The sequence below is a fragment of the Serratia sp. CY82433 genome (assembly GCF_052166535.1).
Classification (GTDB): domain Bacteria; phylum Pseudomonadota; class Gammaproteobacteria; order Enterobacterales; family Enterobacteriaceae; genus Serratia; species Serratia sarumanii.
Genome location: NZ_JBJNOR010000001.1, coordinates 1427867 through 1447159, shown reverse-complemented (window position 1 = coordinate 1447159; position 19293 = coordinate 1427867). Strand labels below are relative to the sequence as shown.

Annotated in this window: 18 protein-coding genes; 9 read left to right on the top strand and 9 right to left on the bottom strand. The window is 62.5% G+C overall.

What is annotated here, in order from left to right; all coding sequences use genetic code 11:
- Positions 1-10: 10 nt before the first annotated feature.
- The 3 genes from ACJ8PI_RS07220 to ACJ8PI_RS07210 form a co-directional block, all read right to left on the bottom strand.
- Positions 11-700 carry a helix-turn-helix transcriptional regulator gene (locus ACJ8PI_RS07220; protein WP_049196822.1) on the bottom strand — a complete coding sequence of 230 codons (690 nt, stop codon included), beginning with the start codon at positions 698-700 and terminating at the stop codon, positions 11-13.
- A 62-nt stretch (positions 701-762) separates the two neighbouring features.
- Positions 763-2160: a class II fumarate hydratase gene (gene fumC / locus ACJ8PI_RS07215; RefSeq protein WP_033638434.1), complete on the bottom strand. Its 1398-nt coding sequence runs from the start codon at positions 2158-2160 to the stop codon at positions 763-765.
- A gap of 230 nt (positions 2161-2390) precedes the next feature.
- A complete protein-coding gene (locus ACJ8PI_RS07210) occupies positions 2391-2723 on the bottom strand; it encodes a hypothetical protein (RefSeq protein ID WP_033654745.1) in 333 nt (110 codons plus the stop codon).
- Between the two features lie 476 nt (positions 2724-3199).
- Between ACJ8PI_RS07210 and manA the strand changes: the two genes are divergently transcribed.
- Both manA and ACJ8PI_RS07200 read left to right on the top strand, forming a co-directional pair.
- Entirely contained in the window at positions 3200-4378 is a 1179-nt protein-coding gene (gene manA, locus ACJ8PI_RS07205) for a mannose-6-phosphate isomerase (protein WP_060425723.1), read from the top strand.
- A gap of 140 nt (positions 4379-4518) precedes the next feature.
- Positions 4519-6051 (top strand): YdgA family protein, encoded by a 1533-nt coding sequence (locus ACJ8PI_RS07200; protein ID WP_033638429.1) that lies wholly within the window; start codon positions 4519-4521, stop codon positions 6049-6051.
- A 45-nt stretch (positions 6052-6096) separates the two neighbouring features.
- Here the strand turns inward: ACJ8PI_RS07200 and ACJ8PI_RS07195 are convergent, their stop codons facing one another.
- The gene (locus ACJ8PI_RS07195) at positions 6097-7260 is read right to left on the bottom strand and encodes a serine hydrolase domain-containing protein (protein WP_164134271.1); all 1164 of its coding nucleotides are present in this window, start codon (positions 7258-7260) and stop codon (positions 6097-6099) included.
- A gap of 102 nt (positions 7261-7362) precedes the next feature.
- Between ACJ8PI_RS07195 and ACJ8PI_RS07190 the strand changes: the two genes are divergently transcribed.
- Positions 7363-8271, top strand: coding sequence for a LysR family transcriptional regulator (locus ACJ8PI_RS07190; RefSeq protein WP_164134272.1), 909 nt, complete (start codon positions 7363-7365; stop codon positions 8269-8271).
- Between the two features lie 26 nt (positions 8272-8297).
- Here ACJ8PI_RS07190 and blaSRT read toward each other — a convergent pair whose 3' ends face one another.
- The gene (blaSRT, locus tag ACJ8PI_RS07185) at positions 8298-9434 is read right to left on the bottom strand and encodes an SRT/SST family class C beta-lactamase (protein ID WP_060452953.1); all 1137 of its coding nucleotides are present in this window, start codon (positions 9432-9434) and stop codon (positions 8298-8300) included.
- Positions 9435-9640: 206 nt separating this feature from the next.
- On the opposite strand from blaSRT, the gene ACJ8PI_RS07180 reads away from it, so the two are divergent.
- Positions 9641-10522, top strand: a complete 882-nt coding sequence (locus tag ACJ8PI_RS07180; RefSeq protein WP_039566322.1) for a LysR family transcriptional regulator — start codon at positions 9641-9643, stop codon at positions 10520-10522.
- Here the strand turns inward: ACJ8PI_RS07180 and ACJ8PI_RS07175 are convergent.
- On the bottom strand, positions 10519-11550 hold the full coding sequence (locus ACJ8PI_RS07175; RefSeq protein ID WP_033648213.1) for a Mal regulon transcriptional regulator MalI: 1032 nt from the start codon (positions 11548-11550) through the stop codon (positions 10519-10521). The genes ACJ8PI_RS07180 and ACJ8PI_RS07175 overlap by 4 nt on opposite strands.
- A 223-nt stretch (positions 11551-11773) precedes the next feature.
- On the opposite strand from ACJ8PI_RS07175, the gene malX reads away from it, so the two are divergent.
- Both malX and ACJ8PI_RS07165 read left to right on the top strand, forming a co-directional pair.
- The gene (gene malX / locus ACJ8PI_RS07170) at positions 11774-13393 is read left to right on the top strand and encodes a maltose/glucose-specific PTS transporter subunit IIBC (protein ID WP_049196842.1); all 1620 of its coding nucleotides are present in this window, start codon (positions 11774-11776) and stop codon (positions 13391-13393) included.
- The gene (locus ACJ8PI_RS07165) at positions 13386-14567 is read left to right on the top strand and encodes a MalY/PatB family protein (protein ID WP_164134273.1); all 1182 of its coding nucleotides are present in this window, start codon (positions 13386-13388) and stop codon (positions 14565-14567) included. The genes malX and ACJ8PI_RS07165 overlap by 8 nt, the downstream gene beginning before the upstream one ends.
- Before the next feature lie 32 nt (positions 14568-14599).
- Here the strand turns inward: ACJ8PI_RS07165 and ACJ8PI_RS07160 are convergent, their stop codons facing one another.
- Both ACJ8PI_RS07160 and ACJ8PI_RS07155 read right to left on the bottom strand, forming a co-directional pair.
- Entirely contained in the window at positions 14600-14968 is a 369-nt protein-coding gene (locus ACJ8PI_RS07160; protein ID WP_033638420.1) for a hypothetical protein, read from the bottom strand.
- Positions 14965-15561: an NUDIX domain-containing protein gene (locus ACJ8PI_RS07155; RefSeq protein ID WP_164134274.1), complete on the bottom strand. Its 597-nt coding sequence runs from the start codon at positions 15559-15561 to the stop codon at positions 14965-14967. The genes ACJ8PI_RS07160 and ACJ8PI_RS07155 overlap by 4 nt, the downstream gene beginning before the upstream one ends.
- A gap of 97 nt (positions 15562-15658) precedes the next feature.
- Between ACJ8PI_RS07155 and ACJ8PI_RS07150 the strand changes: the two genes are divergently transcribed.
- The 3 genes from ACJ8PI_RS07150 to ACJ8PI_RS07140 all read left to right on the top strand — a co-directional run bounded on the left by ACJ8PI_RS07150 (position 15659) and on the right by ACJ8PI_RS07140 (position 18205).
- A complete protein-coding gene (locus ACJ8PI_RS07150; RefSeq protein ID WP_041034945.1) occupies positions 15659-16414 on the top strand; it encodes a DeoR/GlpR family DNA-binding transcription regulator in 756 nt (251 codons plus the stop codon).
- 136 nt (positions 16415-16550) lie between these two features.
- On the top strand, positions 16551-17549 hold the full coding sequence (add, locus tag ACJ8PI_RS07145) for an adenosine deaminase (RefSeq protein ID WP_019455941.1): 999 nt from the start codon (positions 16551-16553) through the stop codon (positions 17547-17549).
- Positions 17550-17659: 110 nt separating this feature from the next.
- The gene (locus tag ACJ8PI_RS07140; protein ID WP_039566332.1) at positions 17660-18205 is read left to right on the top strand and encodes an AAA family ATPase; all 546 of its coding nucleotides are present in this window, start codon (positions 17660-17662) and stop codon (positions 18203-18205) included.
- Positions 18206-18216: 11 nt separating this feature from the next.
- On the opposite strand, the gene ACJ8PI_RS07135 is transcribed toward ACJ8PI_RS07140, so the two are convergent.
- The gene (locus tag ACJ8PI_RS07135) at positions 18217-19221 is read right to left on the bottom strand and encodes a bile acid:sodium symporter family protein (RefSeq protein WP_060429981.1); all 1005 of its coding nucleotides are present in this window, start codon (positions 19219-19221) and stop codon (positions 18217-18219) included.
- Between the last annotated feature and the right edge of the window lie 72 nt (positions 19222-19293).

Below are 19293 nucleotides of genomic sequence, written 5' to 3'. Positions count from 1 at the left end.
CAGCGTGCCGCTATTGCTCCGCAATGCCCTCGCTGAGGCGCCACTCTTTCAGCAGCCGCCGCCTTCCGCGCGGATAGCGCTGTTCCAACGGCGTAGCGGCCTGAATGCGATCGAGGCGAAAATGGCGAAACGCCTGGCGCAGCTCGCACCAGGCGACCAGCACCTGGAGCTGGTCGAAAAAGCCCAGCGCAAAGGGCCACAGCAGGCGTTCGCTGCGCTGCCCCGCCAGATCGAGATAGCCGATATGCAGCTTGCGCTCGCGGCGGATGGTGTCACGGATCAGCACCCGCATCGCATCCGCCACCGGCGGTGCCTGAACCGGCGCGATCAATAGCGTGTTGGCCTCCAGCTCCTCCCGCAGCGCCGGTGGCAGCACGGCGGCGATCTTGGCCAGCGCCTGGCCCGCCGCGCTCGCCAGCTGGCTGTCGCCGCGGCGGCTGACCCAGCGCATGCCCAGCACCAACGCTTCTGTCTCCGCCTGCGAGAACATCAGCGGCGGCAGCATAAAGCCGGGGCGCAGCACATAGCCGACGCCCGCCTCGCCGGCGATCTCCGCCCCCTGCTGCTGCAGCGTAGCGATATCGCGGTACAGCGTGCGCATGCTGATGCCCAGCGTCTGCGCCAGCGCATGGCCCGCCACCGGATAACGGTGGCTGCGCAGCAGCTGCATCAGATCGAGTAAACGTTGTGCGCGCGACATCTTGATTTCTCCACAAAAAAAAGGGCTTACCTCAGTAAGCCCCCGGTTGCCTCACAGATCAATCATTTCTGCATGCTGCCAACCATCGCTTCCGGCCGCACCCACTCGTCGAACTGCGCTTCGGTCAGGTAGCCCAGCTTCAGCGCCGCGGCTTTCAGCGTCAGCCCTTCCTTGTGCGCTTTCTTGGCGATTTCCGCCGCCTTGTCGTAGCCGATGTGGGTGTTAAGCGCCGTCACCAGCATCAGCGATTCGTTCAGCAACTGGGTGATGCGATCGCGGTTCGGTTCGATGCCCACCGCGCAGTGCTCGTTGAAGCCCTGCATGCCGTCGGCCAGCAGGCGAATCGACTGCAGGTAGTTGTGGATCACCATCGGGCGGAACACGTTCAGCTCGAAGTTGCCAGACGCGCCGCCAATGTTTACCGCCACGTCGTTGCCCAGCACCTGGGCGCACAGCATGGTCATCGCCTCACACTGGGTCGGGTTGACCTTGCCCGGCATGATGGAACTGCCCGGTTCGTTCTCCGGGATCGAAATTTCGCCGATGCCGCAGCGCGGGCCGGAAGCCAGCCAGCGCACGTCGTTGGCGATCTTCATCAGCGAGGCCGCCAACCCTTTCAGCGCGCCATGCCCCTGCACCAGCGCGTCACAGGTCGCCAGCGCTTCGAACTTGTTCGGGGCGGTGACGAACGGCTGATGGGTCAACTCCGCCAGCGCTTTAGCCACGCGCACCGCGTACTCCGGATGGGTGTTCAGCCCGGTGCCGACCGCCGTGCCGCCCAGCGCCAGCTCGGCGATGTGCGGGATACTGTCCTCGATGTGTTTCAGATTGTGCGCCAGCATCGCCGCCCAACCGGAGATCTCCTGCCCCAGGGTCAGCGGCGTGGCGTCCTGCAGGTGGGTACGGCCGATTTTGACGATGTCGCGGTAGGCTTCGGCCTTGTCGCTCAGCGTCTTGTGCAGCACTTTCAGCTCGGGGATCAGATGTTCGCGCAGCGCAATCACCGCCGCCACGTGCATCGCGGTGGGAAACACGTCGTTGGAGCTCTGGCTTTTATTGACGTCGTCGTTCGGGTGCACCTTGCGCTCTTCACCGCGCACGCCGCCCAGCAGCTCGCTGGCGCGGTTGGCCAACACTTCGTTCATGTTCATGTTGGTCTGGGTGCCGGAGCCGGTTTGCCAGATCGACAGCGGGAACTGGTCGGCATGGCTGTCCGCCAGCACTTCGTCGGCGGCGCTGATAATGGCGGCGCCCCGTTCGGCCGGCAGCAGCCCCAGATCCACGTTCACCTGCGCGGCGGCGCGCTTGGTCAACGCCAGCGCGTGGATCAGCGCGGTCGGCATCTTTTCGGAGGAAATGCGGAAATGCGCCAACGAACGCTGGGTTTGCGCGCCCCACAGCTTGTCGGCCGGTACTTCGATGGGGCCCATAGAGTCTTTTTCGATACGAACGCCTGCCATCATTATCTCCTTAGCATAATTCCTAAAATCGTAGGGTTAGGCCGACGCGCTACCCCCCGTCGGCATGCACTCCCAGTATAGTGACATAATAACTATTCGCATTAAGAGAGTTATCTCACAGCACGTTTCATCTTTTTTACCCATTAACGACGCGGTTATTTTCCATCGGTTAACCCGCGGCGAAATAAACGGCCGGGAATGAGCCAGGAGAATAAAAGTGTGGCTACTCATTAACGCGGATGACGCGAATTAAAATTATTGATGCGCTGCGCCTGTAAATGATTGAGCTCATCGATACGTTGTTGCTGCAGATGATTGATCTCGTCGTAGGCGTCCTGCCGTTCATGATGCCGATAGGCCCCGGTCGCCACCGCGCCGGCGGTGAGCGCCAACGGGTGCGCCACGGGCACGATCGCGGCGGGAACCGCGACCGGCGCGGGTGCAACGACGATCGGCGCCGGCGCGATCGCCACGGCGCGCGGCGCCGCGTAGGGATAGGTGACGATCACCGCCGCCTGGGCTGCGCCGGCGCAAAGCCCCAACAGCAACAACAGTTTTTTCATGCAACAGACCTCTGGTTTTGTTAAATCGACTCGTTAGCCGTTACGGTAAAGGGATCTGACGCGCAGGTTTAAGCTCGGCGTGTGATCGCCCGGCGCAGCGCGAAAATAATAATAAGGGAATGGCTCAGACGGTAAAAAATAAATTCAGCAGTCATATTTTGACATGCTGAATAATAAATAATGCGGCAGGATGAGCGGACTATCGGCAATAATCCCGCCGGTTCAAAAAATAATCGAACGGCGGGTTTTCCGGGCCGCCTTGAGGCCTGCGCGCCAATTGAGGCGCCGATCGTTATCACGCTATACTTTGGCCCCGTTGCCGGGCGCGACGTTATTCGGCGTTGTTTTGATCGCGCCCATGATTTTTCCTGCCGACGCGGGCGTATGATGGTTGTCGGCACAGATTTAACTAACCTTATAAAATCAGTAAGTTATTGCCATCCGGTACGGCAATGACGCTAAGGACGTTTATCGACATGCAAAAAATGACCAACGCGGTACAGAATTACGCCTGGGGCAGCCACGATGCGCTGACCCGTCTTTACGGCATCGCCAACCCTGATAATCTGCCGATGGCCGAACTGTGGATGGGCGCCCATCCCAAGAGCCCTTCCCGCGTGCCGGGCGCCGACGGCGAGCTGCGTTCGCTGCGCTTTCTTATCGATGAAGACCAGCCAAAACAGCTGGGCGCCAACGTCGCCAGCCGCTTTGGCGAGTTGCCGTTCCTGTTTAAAGTACTCTGCGCCGATCAGCCACTGTCGATCCAGGTTCACCCGAGCAAAGCGGCGGCCGAAATCGGCTTCGCGAAAGAGAATGCCGCCGGCATCCCCCTGAGCGCAGCCGAACGCAACTATAAAGATCCCAACCACAAGCCCGAGCTGGTGTTCGCCCTCACGCCGTTCCTGGCGATGAACGGCTTTCGCGAACTGGCCGATATCGTTTCCCTGCTGCAACCGATCGCCGGCGCACACCACGACATCGCCGCCTTCCTGCAACAGCCGGACACCGCGCATCTCGCAACCCTGTTCGCCAGCCTGCTGACGATGAGCGGCGAGCAAAAGTCGCTGGCGCTCGGCGTATTGAAAGCCGCGCTCAACAACCAGCAGGGGGAACCCTGGGACACCGTACGCTTTATCGCCGGCTTCTATCCGGACGACAGCGGCCTGTTCTCACCGCTGCTGCTGAACGTGGTGCAGCTCGCGCCGGGCGAAGCAATGTTCCTGTATGCCGAAACGCCGCACGCCTACCTGAAAGGCGTGGCGCTGGAGGTGATGGCCAACTCGGACAACGTGCTGCGCGCGGGCCTGACGCCGAAATTTATCGACGTGCCCGAGCTGCTGGCCAATCTGCAGTTCCGCCCGCAGCCGGCTTCCGGCCTGCTGACCCAGCCGGAGCCGCGCGACAACGAGCTGTTCTTCCCGATTCCGGTGGAGGATTTCGCCTTCTCGCTGCACGATTTGACCACCGCCCCGCAGGCGCTGGCGCAGCAAAGCGCCGCCATCGTGTTCTGCGTCACCGGCGAAGCGACGCTGGAAAAATCCGGGCAACGCCTGACGCTCAAACCGGGCGAATCCTGCTTTATCGGGGCTTTCGAATCCCCGGTCAACGTCAGCGGCAGCGGCCGCATCGCCAGGGTTTATAACCAGCTGGCCTAACCGTTGATAAATTTCAGCAAATTGCTTGCTGAAAGCGAGAGCTACCCCCACAATTAAACGCCTGCGGGCGTTTATTTTCGGCCCCTATTTGCCCCTCCCGCGCAACGGAGGGTGATAAGAAAAAAGGATGAAACAGAGCTATGAAAAAATCGTTAGTCGCTGTCAGCGTCATTGTGGTTCTTGGCGCAGCATGGACCGGGGCATCCTGGTACACCGGGAAACTGATCGAGCAGCACATGGGCGAAGTCGTCGACAACGCCAACGGCCAGCTGAAAGCTTACCTGCCGAAAGCCGGGGTTAAGCTGAGCTATGAAAATTACCAGCGCGGCCTGTTCAGCAGTAAAGTGCGTTATGTGCTGCGCTCCGACGGCACGGATACCAGTGAAGACGCGGCGCTGAAAGCCGGCGAAGAAGTGGCGTTCCTGGAAACCATCGATCACGGCCCGTTCCCCTTCGCCCAGCTGAAAAAATTCAATCTGCTGCCGAGCATGGCGTCGGTGCATACCGAGCTGGAAAATACCCCGGCGGTGAAAGGTCTGTTTGACACCACCAAAGGCAAATCGCTGTTTACCGCCGATTCGCGCATCTCTTACAGCGGGGACACCTCGTCCGCCATCGACATCATCCCGCTGGACTACCAGAAGGATAAGTCTTCGCTGAAATTCAGCGGCGCCACCATTAACGCCGATGTGTCCAGCGATCTGAAAAAATTCGTGCTGGACGCCAATAGCGACAATATCGTGTTCGCCAGCCCGAACGAATTCGGTCAAAACGAGCAGATCACCTTCCAGGGCTTCAACCTGAAGGGCAACAGCAACGAGAGCAAGTTCGGCGTGAAGCTCGGCGATCAGACGATGACGCTGAAGCAGTTCAAACTGACGATCGACGGTAAAGATACCGTGGCGTTGGACGGTTTCAACCTGGTGAGCAAGTTCGGCGAGCAAGGCAGCAGCAACATCGGCGGCCAGATCGACTACACCATGGACGCGCTCAAGGTGCAGGGCAACGATTTCGGCGCCGGCAAGCTGGCGCTGAAAATCGACAACGTCGACGGCAAGGCGCTGAAAGACTTCGCCGACAGCTACAACCGCCAGACCATGGCGCTGCTGCAACAGGGCGAGAACCTGGATCCGGCCGTGTATGAGCAGCAAAACGCCGAGCTGTTGCAAAAGAACCTGCCGCTGCTGCTGAAAGGCAACCCGAGCCTCAGCATCGCGCCGCTGAGCTGGAAAAACAGCAAGGGCGAGAGCACCTTCACGCTGGATCTGGCGCTGACCGATCCGAGCAAGGCCGCCTCCCCGGCGCAATCGCCGGATCAGCTGATCGCGCAGGCGGTTAAAAAGCTGGATATCAACCTGACCATTCCGGAAGCGATGGCCACCGAAGTGACCGCGAAAACCGCGCTGTTGCAGGGTTACAATGCGGAAGACGCGCAGAAACTGGCGCAGCAGCAAGTGCAGGGCCTGGCGGCCATGGGCCAGATGTTCAAGCTGACCACCCAGAAAGACGGCGTGATCGCGAGCAAGTTCCACTATGCCGACAACCAGGTTGACCTCAACGGCAACAAGATGTCGCTGCAAGAGTTCATCGGCCAGTTCGCCATGCTGGGCGCCCCGGCGGAAGACGCTGAACCAGCGCAGGAAGCGGAACCCGCTCCGGCACCGGCGCAGTAATCGCCTGACAGCCTGATCAAGGGCCCCCTGCGGGGCCCTTTTTATTTACCCCATTTCCGCGGCGTAAACCGCATCGCGGATCTGCTGCGGATAGCGGCCGCACATGCCTTCAAACGCGGTGTTGGTCAGTATCACCACGCTCAGCTGCGCCTGTGGATCAAAGAACCAGCTGTGGCCGTAAACGCCGCCCCAGGTCAGCGTGCCGGCATGCTGCGGCGTCTGCGCCGCTTCTGCATCCACCAGCAGCGCCCCGCCGAAACCGAATCCCCAGCCCGGCCCTTGCGTTTGCGCCTGCGCCCCCACGTGCGGGCTGCGCAGCAACGCCACCGTGTCCGGCCGCAACATGCCCTGCCCGCCGCTACGCAGCGCCTCCACCAGCCGCAGCACATCGTCGGCATCGCCGACCATGCCCGCGCCGCCGGAAGGATAGGCCCCGGCGTTAAGCGCCCGCGCGGGTGAAAACAGTACCTCGCCCCCCGCCATCTCCTCCGGCAGCGCCAGCCGCAGGCCTTCATGCATGCGCTGCGGCCCTTGCGGCGTGTTGTAATACGGTGTCGCCAGATTCGCGGCGTCCGTCGCATAAAACGCGGTATTGCCGAGCCCCAGCGGCCGCGCCACCCATTCGACAAACAGCTGCGGCAGCGGCATGCCCGTCACCCGTTCCAGCACCGCGCCAAGCACGTCGATCGCCAGCGAATAATTGAAGCGCTCCCCCGGCGCCGACAGCAACGGCGCCTGTGCCAACAGCCGCAGGTTTTGCTCCAGCGTCAGCGTCGACAGCTCCACGCCGTCCTGGATCCCCAGCTGATGATAAACGCCCGCCGGCGGCTGGTTCAGCCGATAGTCCAGCCCGGCGGTGTGGCTCAGCAAATGACGAATCTTGATCGCCGGGCGCCGGCCGTCCGCCAACGCCGGAGTGAACCACGGCAGCCAGTCGCTGACCGCGTCGTCCAGGCTCAGCTTGCCCTGCTCAATCAGGCGCAGCGCCGCCAGCGTGGTATAGGGTTTGGAGACCGACGACAGTCGAAACTGCGTTTCTCGCCGCATCGGCCGCCGCGCTTCGCGATCGGCATAGCCGGCCGCCCCGGCGTAGCAAATCTCGCCCCGCCGCGCCACCAGCACTACGCTACCCACGATGCGCCCTTCGGCCATCGCCTGTTGATCGATCGCCGCGATCCGTTCTGTTAACGCCCGTTGTTCTGCCGACATGATTTTCATCTCTCTGATGGAAAGTTAAATCAGTCTAAAACCTTCGTCATAAATTAAAATAAGGCATAATTTAATGAATCATTAAGCACAGGTTATTGATAGATGAGTTCACTCCTGCAGCTGTTGCCCTATTTCGAAGCCGTCGCGCGCCTGGGCAACTTTACCCGCGCGGCCAGCCAACTGGGCGTCACGCCGCCGGCGGTGTCGCAAAACATTCAGGCGCTGGAGAATCAGCTGGGAGTGCGGTTATTTCACCGCACCAGCCGCTCGGTGCGCCTCAGTGACGAGGGCCGGTTGTTCTATCAGAAGGTATCGCCGGCGATGAGCCAGATCGACGTGGCGGCGGACGACGTGCGCGCTCTGGGCGCGCAGCCGGCGGGCCTGCTGCGCATTACGCTGCCGCAGCTGGCCGCTTCTCTGCTGGTAATGCCGCATCTGGCGGAATTTCAACGGCGCTATCCCGACGTGCAGCTGGAACTTTTTACCGAAGACCGCTTTTCCGATCTGGTGCTGGGCAGTTTCGATGCCGGCATTCGCATGCATGCCATGCTGCAAAAGGACATGATCGCCGTGCCGATCGACAACGGCCAGCGTCGGGTGCTGGTCGCCTCGCCCGACTATCTGGCGCGCTGCGGCGTACCGGCCACGCCGGACGATCTGCCCGCTCACCACTGCCTGCGCTACCGTTTTCCCGGCAGCGGCAAACTGGAACCCTGGTATTTCAGCCTGGGCGACGATGAACGCGCGCTGGACGTCAGCGGCAGTTTGATTTTTAACGAAGATCGGCTGCTCAAGGATGCGGCGTTGGCGGGCCTGGGTATCGCACAGCGTTTTCAGGGCACGGTGTTGCAGGAGCTGGCGCAGGGGCAACTGGTGGAAGTGCTGCCGGGTTACGCCAGCGAAGCGTCGGGCTTTTTCATCTACTTTCCCGCCGGCAAGCATCTGCCGCTCAAGCTGCGCGCCTTTATCGATTTCATGCGCGAGCGGCGTGAACGGCAGCACCGGTGGTAGGGGCGCCTCGCCGGCGCCCCTGACCGTCAGCGCTTCTCCAGCGCCTGGATGATGTGGTAAGCCGCTTCGACGCGATCGTCGTTCGGGAACCACTTGTTGGCCAGCATCACCACGGCGATATTCTTCGCCGGGATAAATACCGCGTAGGTGGAGAAACCGCCGGTGGAGCCGGTTTTGTTATACCAGCCGGCGCGCAATTCCGGCTGCGGCGGCGTGATGGCGGTGGCCGGCGTGCCGTTCATGATCATCCCGGCGTTGTTGCCTTCAATCAAACGCGACAGTTTCACCGGATACGGGTAGTTCTCCCACATCAGATCCTGCGTGAACGCGCCCGCCTTGTAATAACCGACGTGCGTCGCGGCCAGCGCGTCGCGCCACGGCTGCGCCACCTTCACCTGCTGCAGGTTGGCGTCCAGATAGCGAATCAGATCGCGAGCGTTGGATTTGATGCCGTAAGACTCGGCGTCCAGCGGGCCGGGGTTGACCCGCACCGGCTTATCGTCCTTGCTGTAACCCTGCGCATAGTTAGCCATCTGCGCCGCCGGCACCTGAACGTAGGTGTGGCTCATGCCCAGCGCCGGCAGCATCCCCTGTTCCATCGCCTGGATAAACGGCTGGTCGAGGCTCTTGGCGGCGATCATGCCCAGCATGCCGATGCCGAGGTTGGAATAGACGCGGTAGCTGCCCGCCGGGTGTTTCGGCTGCCAGGCCCGGTAGTAGGCCATCAGCTGGGCGTCGTTAGTGACGTCGTCCGGCACGAACAGCGGCAGGCCGGAGGTATGCGTCGCCAGATTCAGCAGGCTGACGCCGTCGAAGGCGCTGCCGCGCAGCTCGGGCAGATAGCGGCTGGCCGGATCGTTGAACGACAGCTTGCCCTGCTGCTGCGCATAGACCGCCAGCGTCGCGGTAAAGGTTTTGCTCAGCGAGCCCACTTCGAACAGCGTCTCCTCGGTGATCGGTTTGCCGGTCTGCTTCGAGGCGATGCCATACGGGTAAATCTGCTGTTTGCCGTCGACCGACACGGCGATCGCCATGCCCGGTACGCCATATTTTTTCATCAGCGGCTGAATAACGGCGTCGATATCCTGCTGCTGCGCGGCCTGCGCGGTCGGCAAGATCAGTGCGGCGATCAGCGCGGCCGCCAGGCGGTTCATTTTCGTCATGATAGAAGCTCTTAGGTTGCAGGGTATCAGCCGCGGCCAAAAGTTTTTATTGGCGTTATGCACGGCGCTTTCCCTGATTGATGATGTCATTCCTTTACGGCTGCGGCGACGCTCACAGCAGCCGCGCCAAATATCGGATTTTGCCGCCGGGTTGACAAGCGATAATAATTTCAGCCAGCATAAAGAAAAACTTATGGCTATCGACAATGCGCAATCGACTTCCCCTCAACGCCCTGCGGGCGTTCGAATCCTCCGCTCGTCACCTGAACTTCACCCGCGCCGGTCTGGAGCTGCGCGTCACCCAGGCCGCCGTCAGCCAGCAGGTGCGCATGCTGGAAGAACAGCTGGGCATTCAGCTGTTCCGCCGCCTGCCGCGCGGGCTGGATCTGACCGAAGAGGGCCAGGCGCTGCTGCCGGTATTGAGCGACGCCTTCGACCGCATCGAGGCGGTGCTGCAGCAGTTCGAAGGCGGGCATTTCCACGAGGTGCTGACGGTGGCGGTGGTCGGCACCTTCGCCGTCGGCTGGCTGATGCCGCGGCTGGCGGCGTTCCGCACGGCGCACCCGTTTATCGATCTGCGGGTGCTCACCCACAACAACCTGGTCAATCTGTCGGCCGACGGCATGGATTTCGCCATCCGCTTCGGCGAAGGGCTCTGGCCCGCCACCTGCAATATCAAGCTGTTCGACGCGCCGCTGACGGTGCTCTGCCCGCCGGCGGTCGCCGCGCGCCTGCGCACGCCGCAGGATCTGCAGCACGAGCAGCTGATGCGCACCTACCGCAAGGATGAATGGGAGCGCTGGTTCGCGGCGGCACAGGTGACGCCGTGGCGGATCAACGGCCCGGTGTTCGACTCGTCAAGGTTGATGGTGGAAGGCGCGATCCAGTGCGACGGCGTGGCGCTGGCGCCGGTCAGCATGTTCCGCCGCGAACTGGCCGCCGGCGCGCTGCAGCGGCCGTTCGCCGCCGAGGCCGCGCTCGGCGCCTATTGGCTGACCCATTTGAAATCGCGAGATCTGACGCCGGCGATGAAAACCTTTATCGGCTGGATCCGCCGGGAGGCGGAGGAGGAACAGCAGCAGGGCTAGGCGGAGCCGCGCCGGATCAGCGTCGGCGGCAGAATGACGTTCTGCGCCGGCAGGTCGGCGTCACCGATGCGCTGCAGCAGGCGCGCGGCGGCGCTGCGCCCCACTTCCCGCGCCGAACTGGAGACGAAGGTCAGCGGCGGCTCGGTCAGTTCGGCCTCCGGCACGTCGCCGAAGCCGATCAGCGCCACCTGCCGCCCGTAGTAGGCGTCGACCCCGTCCGAACCGATGCTGCGGCCGCTGCGCGCCAGGCCAAAATAGGCGCCGAGCGCCACCGACGCCTTGTGGCAGACGATGGCGGTAATATTCGGGTAATGGCGCAGCAGTTGCTCCGCCGCTTCCGCCGCCTGGCGCTGCCGGCAATCGCACTCGACGATCCATTCACTGCGAAACGGCAGGCCGTACTGCACCAGCGTGGCGCAAAAGCCGCCCAGCCGCTCGGCGCGCGTCAATGAATCGCTCTGGCCGCCGAGGTAGGCGATTTGGCTGTGGCCGCGCTTGATCAAAAATTCGGTGGCCAGCTTGGCGGCCTGCATGTTGTCCGGCCGCACCACGTCCACGCCATCGAGGCCGCTGGAGCGCGCCACGCAGACCAGCGGTACGCCCTGCTCGGCCGCCTTCTCCTTCAGGCCCGCCGCCGCGCGAATGCCGCCCGCCAGCACGATGCCGTCGACGCCCTGCGCCAGCAGCGCGTCAAACGCCCGCTGCAAGCCCTGGCCGTCGCGCCCGCTCTGCGTCAAAAACAGCAGCTTGTCGTGCGCCTCCAGCGCTTCGCTCAGCCCGGCGGTCATTTCGGCATAGAAGGGTTCGCAGATGTCGCGCAGAATAAGGCCGATCACCCCGGACTCCCCGCCGCGCAGCGTCGCCGCCTGGCGATTGCGCACGTAGCCCAGCTGCTCTATCGCCTGATTGACCTTCTCGACGGTGGTCGGCGAAATGCGCCCCTTGCCGCTCAACACCAGGGAAACCGTGGTGACCGACACGCCCGCCTGTTGCGCCACATCGGTGATGGTGATCTTTTTGATGCTCATAGTCTCTGCGAACCCGTTCCTGGGCAACCCGCGCCGTAATGATCAAGGGTATACCGAATCCGTTATCTCAGTAAAACGTTTTACTGCCAGCCGCATTGTCGCTAAAAACCGGGCGGCAGATTTGTGATTGGCGGCGCATTTTTGCTAGGTAAAACGTTTTATCTTCTTTTTACCTAATCTGCAGTCCTCTTTTTGCTCGTCTTTTCGCCAGGAGAAGTCGGTTATGTCAGCAGCCAACAAACCAAAAATCACCCTCTGGGAGTTCTTCCAGAGCCTGGGCAAAACCTTCATGTTGCCCGTCGCCTTGCTCTCTTTCTGCGGCATCATGCTGGGGATCGGCAGCTCGCTGAGCAGCCGCGACGTGATCACCCTGATGCCGTTTATCGGCCACCCGATCTTTCAGCTGATCTTTACCTGGATGAGCAAGGTAGGCTCCTTCGCCTTCAGCTTCCTGCCGGTGATGTTCGCCATCGCCATTCCGCTGGGCATGGCGCGCGAGAACAAGGGCGTCGCCGCCTTCTCCGGCTTCGTCGGCTTCGCCGTGCTGAATCTGGGCACCAATTTCTACCTGACCGCCGCCGGCGTGCTGCCCACCGGCGATCCGCTGGTGCTGAAAGCCAACAATATCCAGAACATCCTCGGCATTCAGTCGATCGATACCGGCATCCTCGGCGCGGTGATCGTCGGCATCATCGTCTATCGCCTGCATGAACGCTTCCACACCATCCGCCTGCCGGACGCGCTGGCGTTCTTCGGCGGCACGCGCTTCGTGCCGATCGTCACCACCGTGGTGCTGGGCCTGTGCGGCCTGGTGATCCCGCTGATCTGGCCGTGGTTCGCCGCCGGCATCACCGGGCTGGGTTGGGTGATCAACAGCGCCGGCGCCTTTGGCCCGATGCTGTTCGGCACCGGCGAACGCCTGCTGCTGCCGTTCGGCCTGCAGCACATTCTGGTGGCGCTGATCCGCTTTACCGAGGCGGGCGGCACCATGGAAGTGTGCGGCCACAGCGTCAGCGGCGCCCTGACCATCTTCCAGGCGCAGCTTTCCTGCCCAACCACCACCGGCTTCGCCGAAAGCGCCACCCGCTTCCTATCGCAGGGTAAAATGCCGGCGTTTCTCGGCGGCCTGCCGGGCGCGGCGCTGGCGATGTACCACTGCGCCAAACCGGAGAACCGTCATAAAATCAAAGGGCTGTTGATTTCCGGCGTGGTAGCCTGCGTGGTCGGCGGCACCACCGAGCCGATCGAGTTCCTGTTCCTGTTCGTCGCGCCGTTCCTCTACCTGATCCACGCGCTGCTCACCGGGCTGGGCTTTACCGTGATGGCGCTGCTGGGCGTGACCATCGGCAATACCGACGGCAATATCATCGACTTCGTGGTGTTCGGCATTCTGCACGGCACCGCCACCAAGTGGTATCTGGTGCCGGTGGTGGCCGCCGTCTGGTTCGTCGGCTATTACGCCATTTTCCGCTTCGCCATCCAGCGCTTTAACATCAAAACGCCGGGTCGCGAAAGCGACGGCGCCGTCAGCCAAAGCGCGCCGAGCGGCGCGGTGGGCAAATCCGGCTACAACGTGCCGGCGATTTTGGCGGCGCTCGGCGGCCCGAATAACATCATCACGCTGGACAACTGCATCACCCGCCTGCGCCTGTCGGTCAACGACATGAGCCGGGTGGACGACGCGGCGCTGAAGGCCAACCGCGCCATCGGCGTGGTGCATCTCAACGACCATAATCTGCAGGTGGTGATCGGCCCGCAGGTGCAATCGGTGAAGGATGAATTAGACTCACTGATAGCCACGGCGCAACCTGCCGCGGCGCTGCAGGGAGCCACCCATGTTTGATTTCTCCACCCCGATCGACCGCCACGGCACCTGGTGCACCCAGTGGGACTATATCGCCGATCGTTTCGGCAGCGACGACCTGCTGCCGTTCACCATCTCCGATATGGATTTCGCCACCGCGCCGTGCATTCTCGACGCATTGCAGCGGCGCCTGCAGCACGGCGTGCTGGGCTACAGCCGCTGGCAGCACGAGGATTTTCTCGGCGCGCTGCGCCACTGGTATCAGCAACGTTTCAACGTCGCCATCGACACCGCGACGGCGGTGTACGGCCCTTCCGTTATCTACATGGCGGCGCAGCTGATCCGCCAGTGGTCGGTGCCCGGCGATTACGTGGTGACCCATACCCCGGCCTACGACGCCTTCTACAAGGTGATCCTCGCCAACCAGCGCCAGCTGTTGGCCTGCCCGCTGCAAAAAGCCGGCGACGACTGGCGCTGCGATATGGCGCACCTCGAAGCGTTGCTGGCGCGGCCGCAGACCAAGATCCTGCTGCTGTGCAGCCCGCATAACCCCACCGGTAAAGTGTGGCGCCGCGACGAGCTGCAGCAGATGGCCGAACTGTGTGAACGCTACGACGTGCGCGTCATCAGCGATGAGATCCACATGGACATGATCTGGGGGGAACACCGCCATACGCCGTGGAGCCAGGTGGCGAGCGGCGCCTGGGCCCTGCTGACCTCCGGTTCCAAGAGTTTCAACATTCCGGCGCTGACCGGCGCCTATGGCTTCATCAGCGACGCCGCCAGCCGCGAAGCCTACTTCCAGCAGCTTAAGGCCCGCGACGGCCTCTCTTCGCCGGCGGTGCTGGCGGTGGCCGCGCACGTGGCCGCCTATCGCCACGGCGAACCCTGGCTGGACGCCCTGCGCGACTACCTGCAGGATAATCTGACCTACGTCGCTGAGCGGCTGGAGCAGGCGTTTCCGGCGCTGGGCTGGCGCCCGCCGCAGGCCACCTACCTGGCCTGGATCGATCTGCGGCCGCTGGCCGTAGACGATCGGGCGCTGCAGCAGGTGCTGATCGAGCGCGAAAAGGTGGCGATCATGCCGGGCTTTACCTACGGCGAGGAAGGCCGCGGTTTCCTGCGCCTCAACGTCGGCTGCCCGCGCAGCAAGCTGGAGGCCGGCATGGACAAGCTGATCGCCGGATTGAGGTTGGTGCTGGACGAGCAATAGCGCGAGGGGGCGAGCCTCTGCCCGCCCCTGCGTTACCCCTGAACAGGCGGGATCTCCTCCAGGCGGCGATAGACCGTCAGGCCCCACTCGTTGGCCAACCGCACGTCGTTATCGGCCCCCGCAGAGGCCCCTTCGATGCGATACACCGCCTGACACTGCGCAATCAGCCGATGGGCCACCGGGTAAAGAAACGCCTCGCTCACCGCATCGCCAACCTGCGTGGAACCCGCCGCCGCCGCCAAAGGCAGCGCCAGCCACTCGCCGATCACCGGCACGTGCCCCCGCTGGTAAACCGCCAGCGCCGCCTGTTCCAGGCGCGCCAGATTGGCAGCGATACGCTGCGGATCGCCATCGGTGCCGCTGCGATAGGGGCCGGCGATCAGGATTTGTTGCGCTTTCATCGTTTTTCCTCCAACGTGCGGTTCAAGGCGACAAACTGCAGCAGCATGATGGTCTTGGCGTCAACGATCGTGCCCTGGCGAACCGCCTGCAGGGCTTGCGCCAGCGGCAGCTCGAGCACCTCCAGATCTTCCCCCTCCGCCACCACCCCGCCGCCCTCGTTGACGCGGTCGCCCGCCTGATATTCCCCGACGAAAAAGTGCAGCTTCTCGGTGACCGAGCCGGGGCTCATGTAGGCTTCGAACACCTTCTCCACGTTCTGCACGAAATAGCCGGTTTCCTCTTCCGCTTCGGCGCGGATGCGCGCCTCCGGCGAGGCGTTATCCAGCAGCCCGGCGGCGGCCTCAATCAACATGCCGTCATGGCCGTTGACGAACACCGGAAAGCGGAACTGGCGCGTCAGGATCACCGTTTGCGCCCGCCGGTTGAACAGCAAAATCACCGCGCCGTCGCCGCGATCGTAGGTCTCGCGACTTTGCCGCTGCCAAACGCCGTCGCGCCGCAGAAAATCAAAGGTGGTTTTTTTCAGCAGGTACCAGTCATCGGACAACACCCGGGTTTCGACAATGCGAACCCTGTCTTTGGTGGCTATCATCGGTTTACTCCGCCAGAGGAAGGAAATTGATACTATCGTGCAATTTCGTGTATGATCAAGATATTTCGTGCAAAGCAAATTTGAGAGGAAAATGGCCATGTTGACCAGCCAGCGCAAGAAAATCATCCTGGAAAAACTGGCCCAGGATGGCCAGGTGTTGGCCAAGCAGCTCAGCGAAATGTTCGGGCTGTCGGAAGACACTGTCCGGCGCGATCTGCGCGAACTGGACGCCGAGGGGTTGCTGCAACGGGTACATGGCGGCGCCCTGCCGGTTTCCTCTGCCATTGCCAGCTTCGCCGAGCGCAATCAGTTGGAATCCGGCGCCAAACGCGCGATCGCCAAAGCGGCGGCGGCGCTGATCGCTCCCGGCCAGGTAGTGATTATCGACGGTGGCACCACCTCTGCAGAACTGGTCCGGCAGCTGCCGCCCAACCTGAACGCCACCATCGTCACCCACAGCCCCAGCGTTGCCGTAGGCCTGGTCGATCACCCCACGGTGGAGGTGATCCTGATCGGCGGCCGGCTGTACAAGCATTCGATCGTCAGCGTCGGCGCCGCCGCGGTGGAGGCGATGTCGCATATTCGCGCCGATATCTATTTTATGGGCGTAACCGGCGTGCACCCCACCGCGGGGCTGAGCACCGGCGATCTGGAAGAGGCCTACATCAAGCGGGCGCTGGCGGCCCGCGCGGCGGAAACCGTGGTGCTGGCCTCCGCCGCCAAGCTTAACGCCGCCTCGCAGTATGCGATCGGCGATATTACGCTGGCGCATACCATCATCGTTGAACGCGCCACCGACGACGCATTGATCGCGCCGTTGCAGCAGGCGGGCGTCAGCGTGTTGAAGGCCTGATTCACGACGATAATGCGATAGATCTCGCATTATTTGTGATTCAAGTCACTTTTTTATGCAACGAGATGGCAAGTTTCATTCATTTGTTTTTATACTGTTCTGCACTTTACCTACGATAAATTAGCGAGTGCCCAGCATGATCGATCCCCGCCTACCGCTTACCGACATTCACCGCCATCTCGACGGCAACATCCGCGCGCAGACCATTCTCGACCTCGGTCGCCAATTCAATCTCGCCCTGCCGGCCAACGATTTGGAGAGCCTGCGCCCGCACGTGCAGATCACCCACGCCGAACCGGATCTGGTCAGCTTCCTGCAGAAACTGGACTGGGGCGTGGCGGTGCTGGGCGATCTGGACGCCTGCCGCCGTGTGGCCTACGAAAACGTCGAAGACGCCGCCAACGCCGGCCTGCACTACGCCGAGCTGCGTTTTTCCCCTTACTACATGGCGATGAAGCACCAGCTGCCGGTCGCCGGCGTGGTGGAAGCGGTGATCGACGGGATCCGTTCGGGCTGCCGCGATCGCGACATCGACATTCGCCTGATCGGCATCATGAGCCGCACCTTTGGTGAGGCCGCCTGTCTGCAGGAATTGGAAGGGTTGCTGGCGCACCGCGACGGCATTACCGCGCTGGATTTGGCGGGCGATGAGCTGGGCTTCCCCGGCAGCCTGTTCCTCAACCACTTCAACCGCGCGCGCGACGCCGGCCTGCGCATCACCGTGCATGCGGGCGAAGCCGCCGGCCCGGAAAGTATCTGGCAGGCGATCCGCGAGCTGGGCGCCGAGCGTATCGGCCACGGGGTGAAAGCGGTCGAAGATCCGGCACTGATGGACTTCCTGGCGGAACACGGCATCGGCATCGAGTCCTGCCTGACCTCCAACATCCAGACCAGCACCGTGCCTTCGCTGGCACAGCATCCGCTGGCCACCTTCCTGCGCCACGGCGTGCTGGCATCGATCAACACCGACGATCCGGCGGTTCAGGGCATCGAGATCGAGCACGAATACCGCGTCGCCGCGCCGCAGGCCGGGCTGACGCCGGAGGAAATCCGCACCGCGCAGGAAAACGGCCTGAAGCTGGCCTTCCTCAGCGAGCAGGAAAAACAGGCGCTGCGCGCCAAAGTGCAAGGTTAAATTCCCCCAAGGCGCCACACGGCGCCTTCTTCTCATCCCCCGTTTTCTTCCGCCTGCTCGTCTTTATCGCTGTTTTCACCCATAACTCTGCCGCACTAGAGGAATTTCTTATGTCTGACAAACTACGCCGCATCGTGCTGACCGGCGGCCCGGGTTCGGGCAAAAGCACGCTCATCGAGGTTCTTCATCGCCGTGGCTACCCGCATTCGCAGGAGGCGGGCCGGGCGATTATTCAGGAGCAGGTGAGTATTGGCGGCAATGCGCTGCCGTGGGGCGATCGCCAGGCTTTCGCCGAGCGGATGCTGGATTGGGAACTGCGCTCATGGCGGGAAGCGACGGGCGCAACATGCTGGTTCTTCGATCGCGGCCTGCCGGATATCGCCGGTTACCTGACGCTGTGCGGGTTGCCGATCCCCGCGCCCTTAACCGCGGCGATCGGCGCTTTTCGCTATGCCGATACGGTGTTCATCGCCCCACCGTGGCGAGCGATCTACGCGCAGGACAGCGAGAGAAAACAATCTTTCGCCGAAGCCGAGCAGACCTATCGAGCGATGCTGGCCGCCTATCGCCAACATGGCTATCAGCTGCAGGAACTGCCGCGCGCCTCGCCCGACGAGCGCGCCGACTTTCTGCTCGACGCGCTGGGCTGCCGTTAGCGGCCTGCGGTCTATTTGGCCGCCAGCGTTTCCGCCTCGGCCCGCTGTTTGGCGGTTTTACGCGCATAGCGCTGCGCCAGCACCGCGCATACCATCAGCTGCACCTGGTGGAAAATCATCAGCGGCAGCACCATGGCGCCCACCGCCGCGGCCGGGAACAGCACGTTGGCCATCGGGATGCCGTTCGCCAGGCTTTTTTTCGAGCCGCAGAAGACGATAGTGATCTCATCGGCGGTATTGAAGCCCAGCCAGCGCGCCGCGTAGGTGTTGATCACCAACACCACCGTCAGCAGCACCAGCGACATCACCAGGATGGTCAGCAGCGACCAGCCGTCGATGCGATGCCAAATCCCTTCCACCACCGCCGCGCTGAACGCGGTATATACCACCAGCAGGATCGACGAACGGTCGGTCAGGTTGATCAGCTTGCGATGGCGATCGACCCACTTGCCGATCAGCGGCCGCGCCAGGTGACCGACCACGAACGGCACCATCAATTGCAAAATGATTGAGCCAATGGCGTGCAGCACGTCGGTATTGCCGCCCTGGGTATGCATCAACGCCCCCACCAGCAGCGGCGACAGGAACACGCCGAGAATGCTCGACGCCGAGGCGCTGCAGATCGCCGCCGCCACGTTGCCGCCCGCCGCCGAGGTAAAGGCGATGGCCGATTGCACCGTGGCCGGCAGCGCGCACAGGTAGAGGAAGCCGAGATAGACCGTCGGCGTCATGATGCCCGGCACCAGCAGGTTCATCGCCAGCCCAAGCAGCGGGAACAGCGCAAAGGTGCTGAGGAACACCAGCAGATGCAGCTTCCAGTGGCTCATGCCGGCGACGATCGCCTCGCGCGACAGCTTGGCGCCGTGCATAAAGAACAACAGCGCGATGGCGGCGGTGGTCAGGTGTTCAAAGAAGGTTTTCCAGATGCCTTCGCAAGGGAACAGCGAGGCGACGATCACCACCAAAATCAGAACCAGCAAAAATTTATCAATGCGCAAACGCTGCAACCAGGACATGAAACGGATTTCCTTGCACGTAAAGTCGTAAAAAGGCCCGACGTTGCGCCGGGCCACAGAGAAATGGACGGG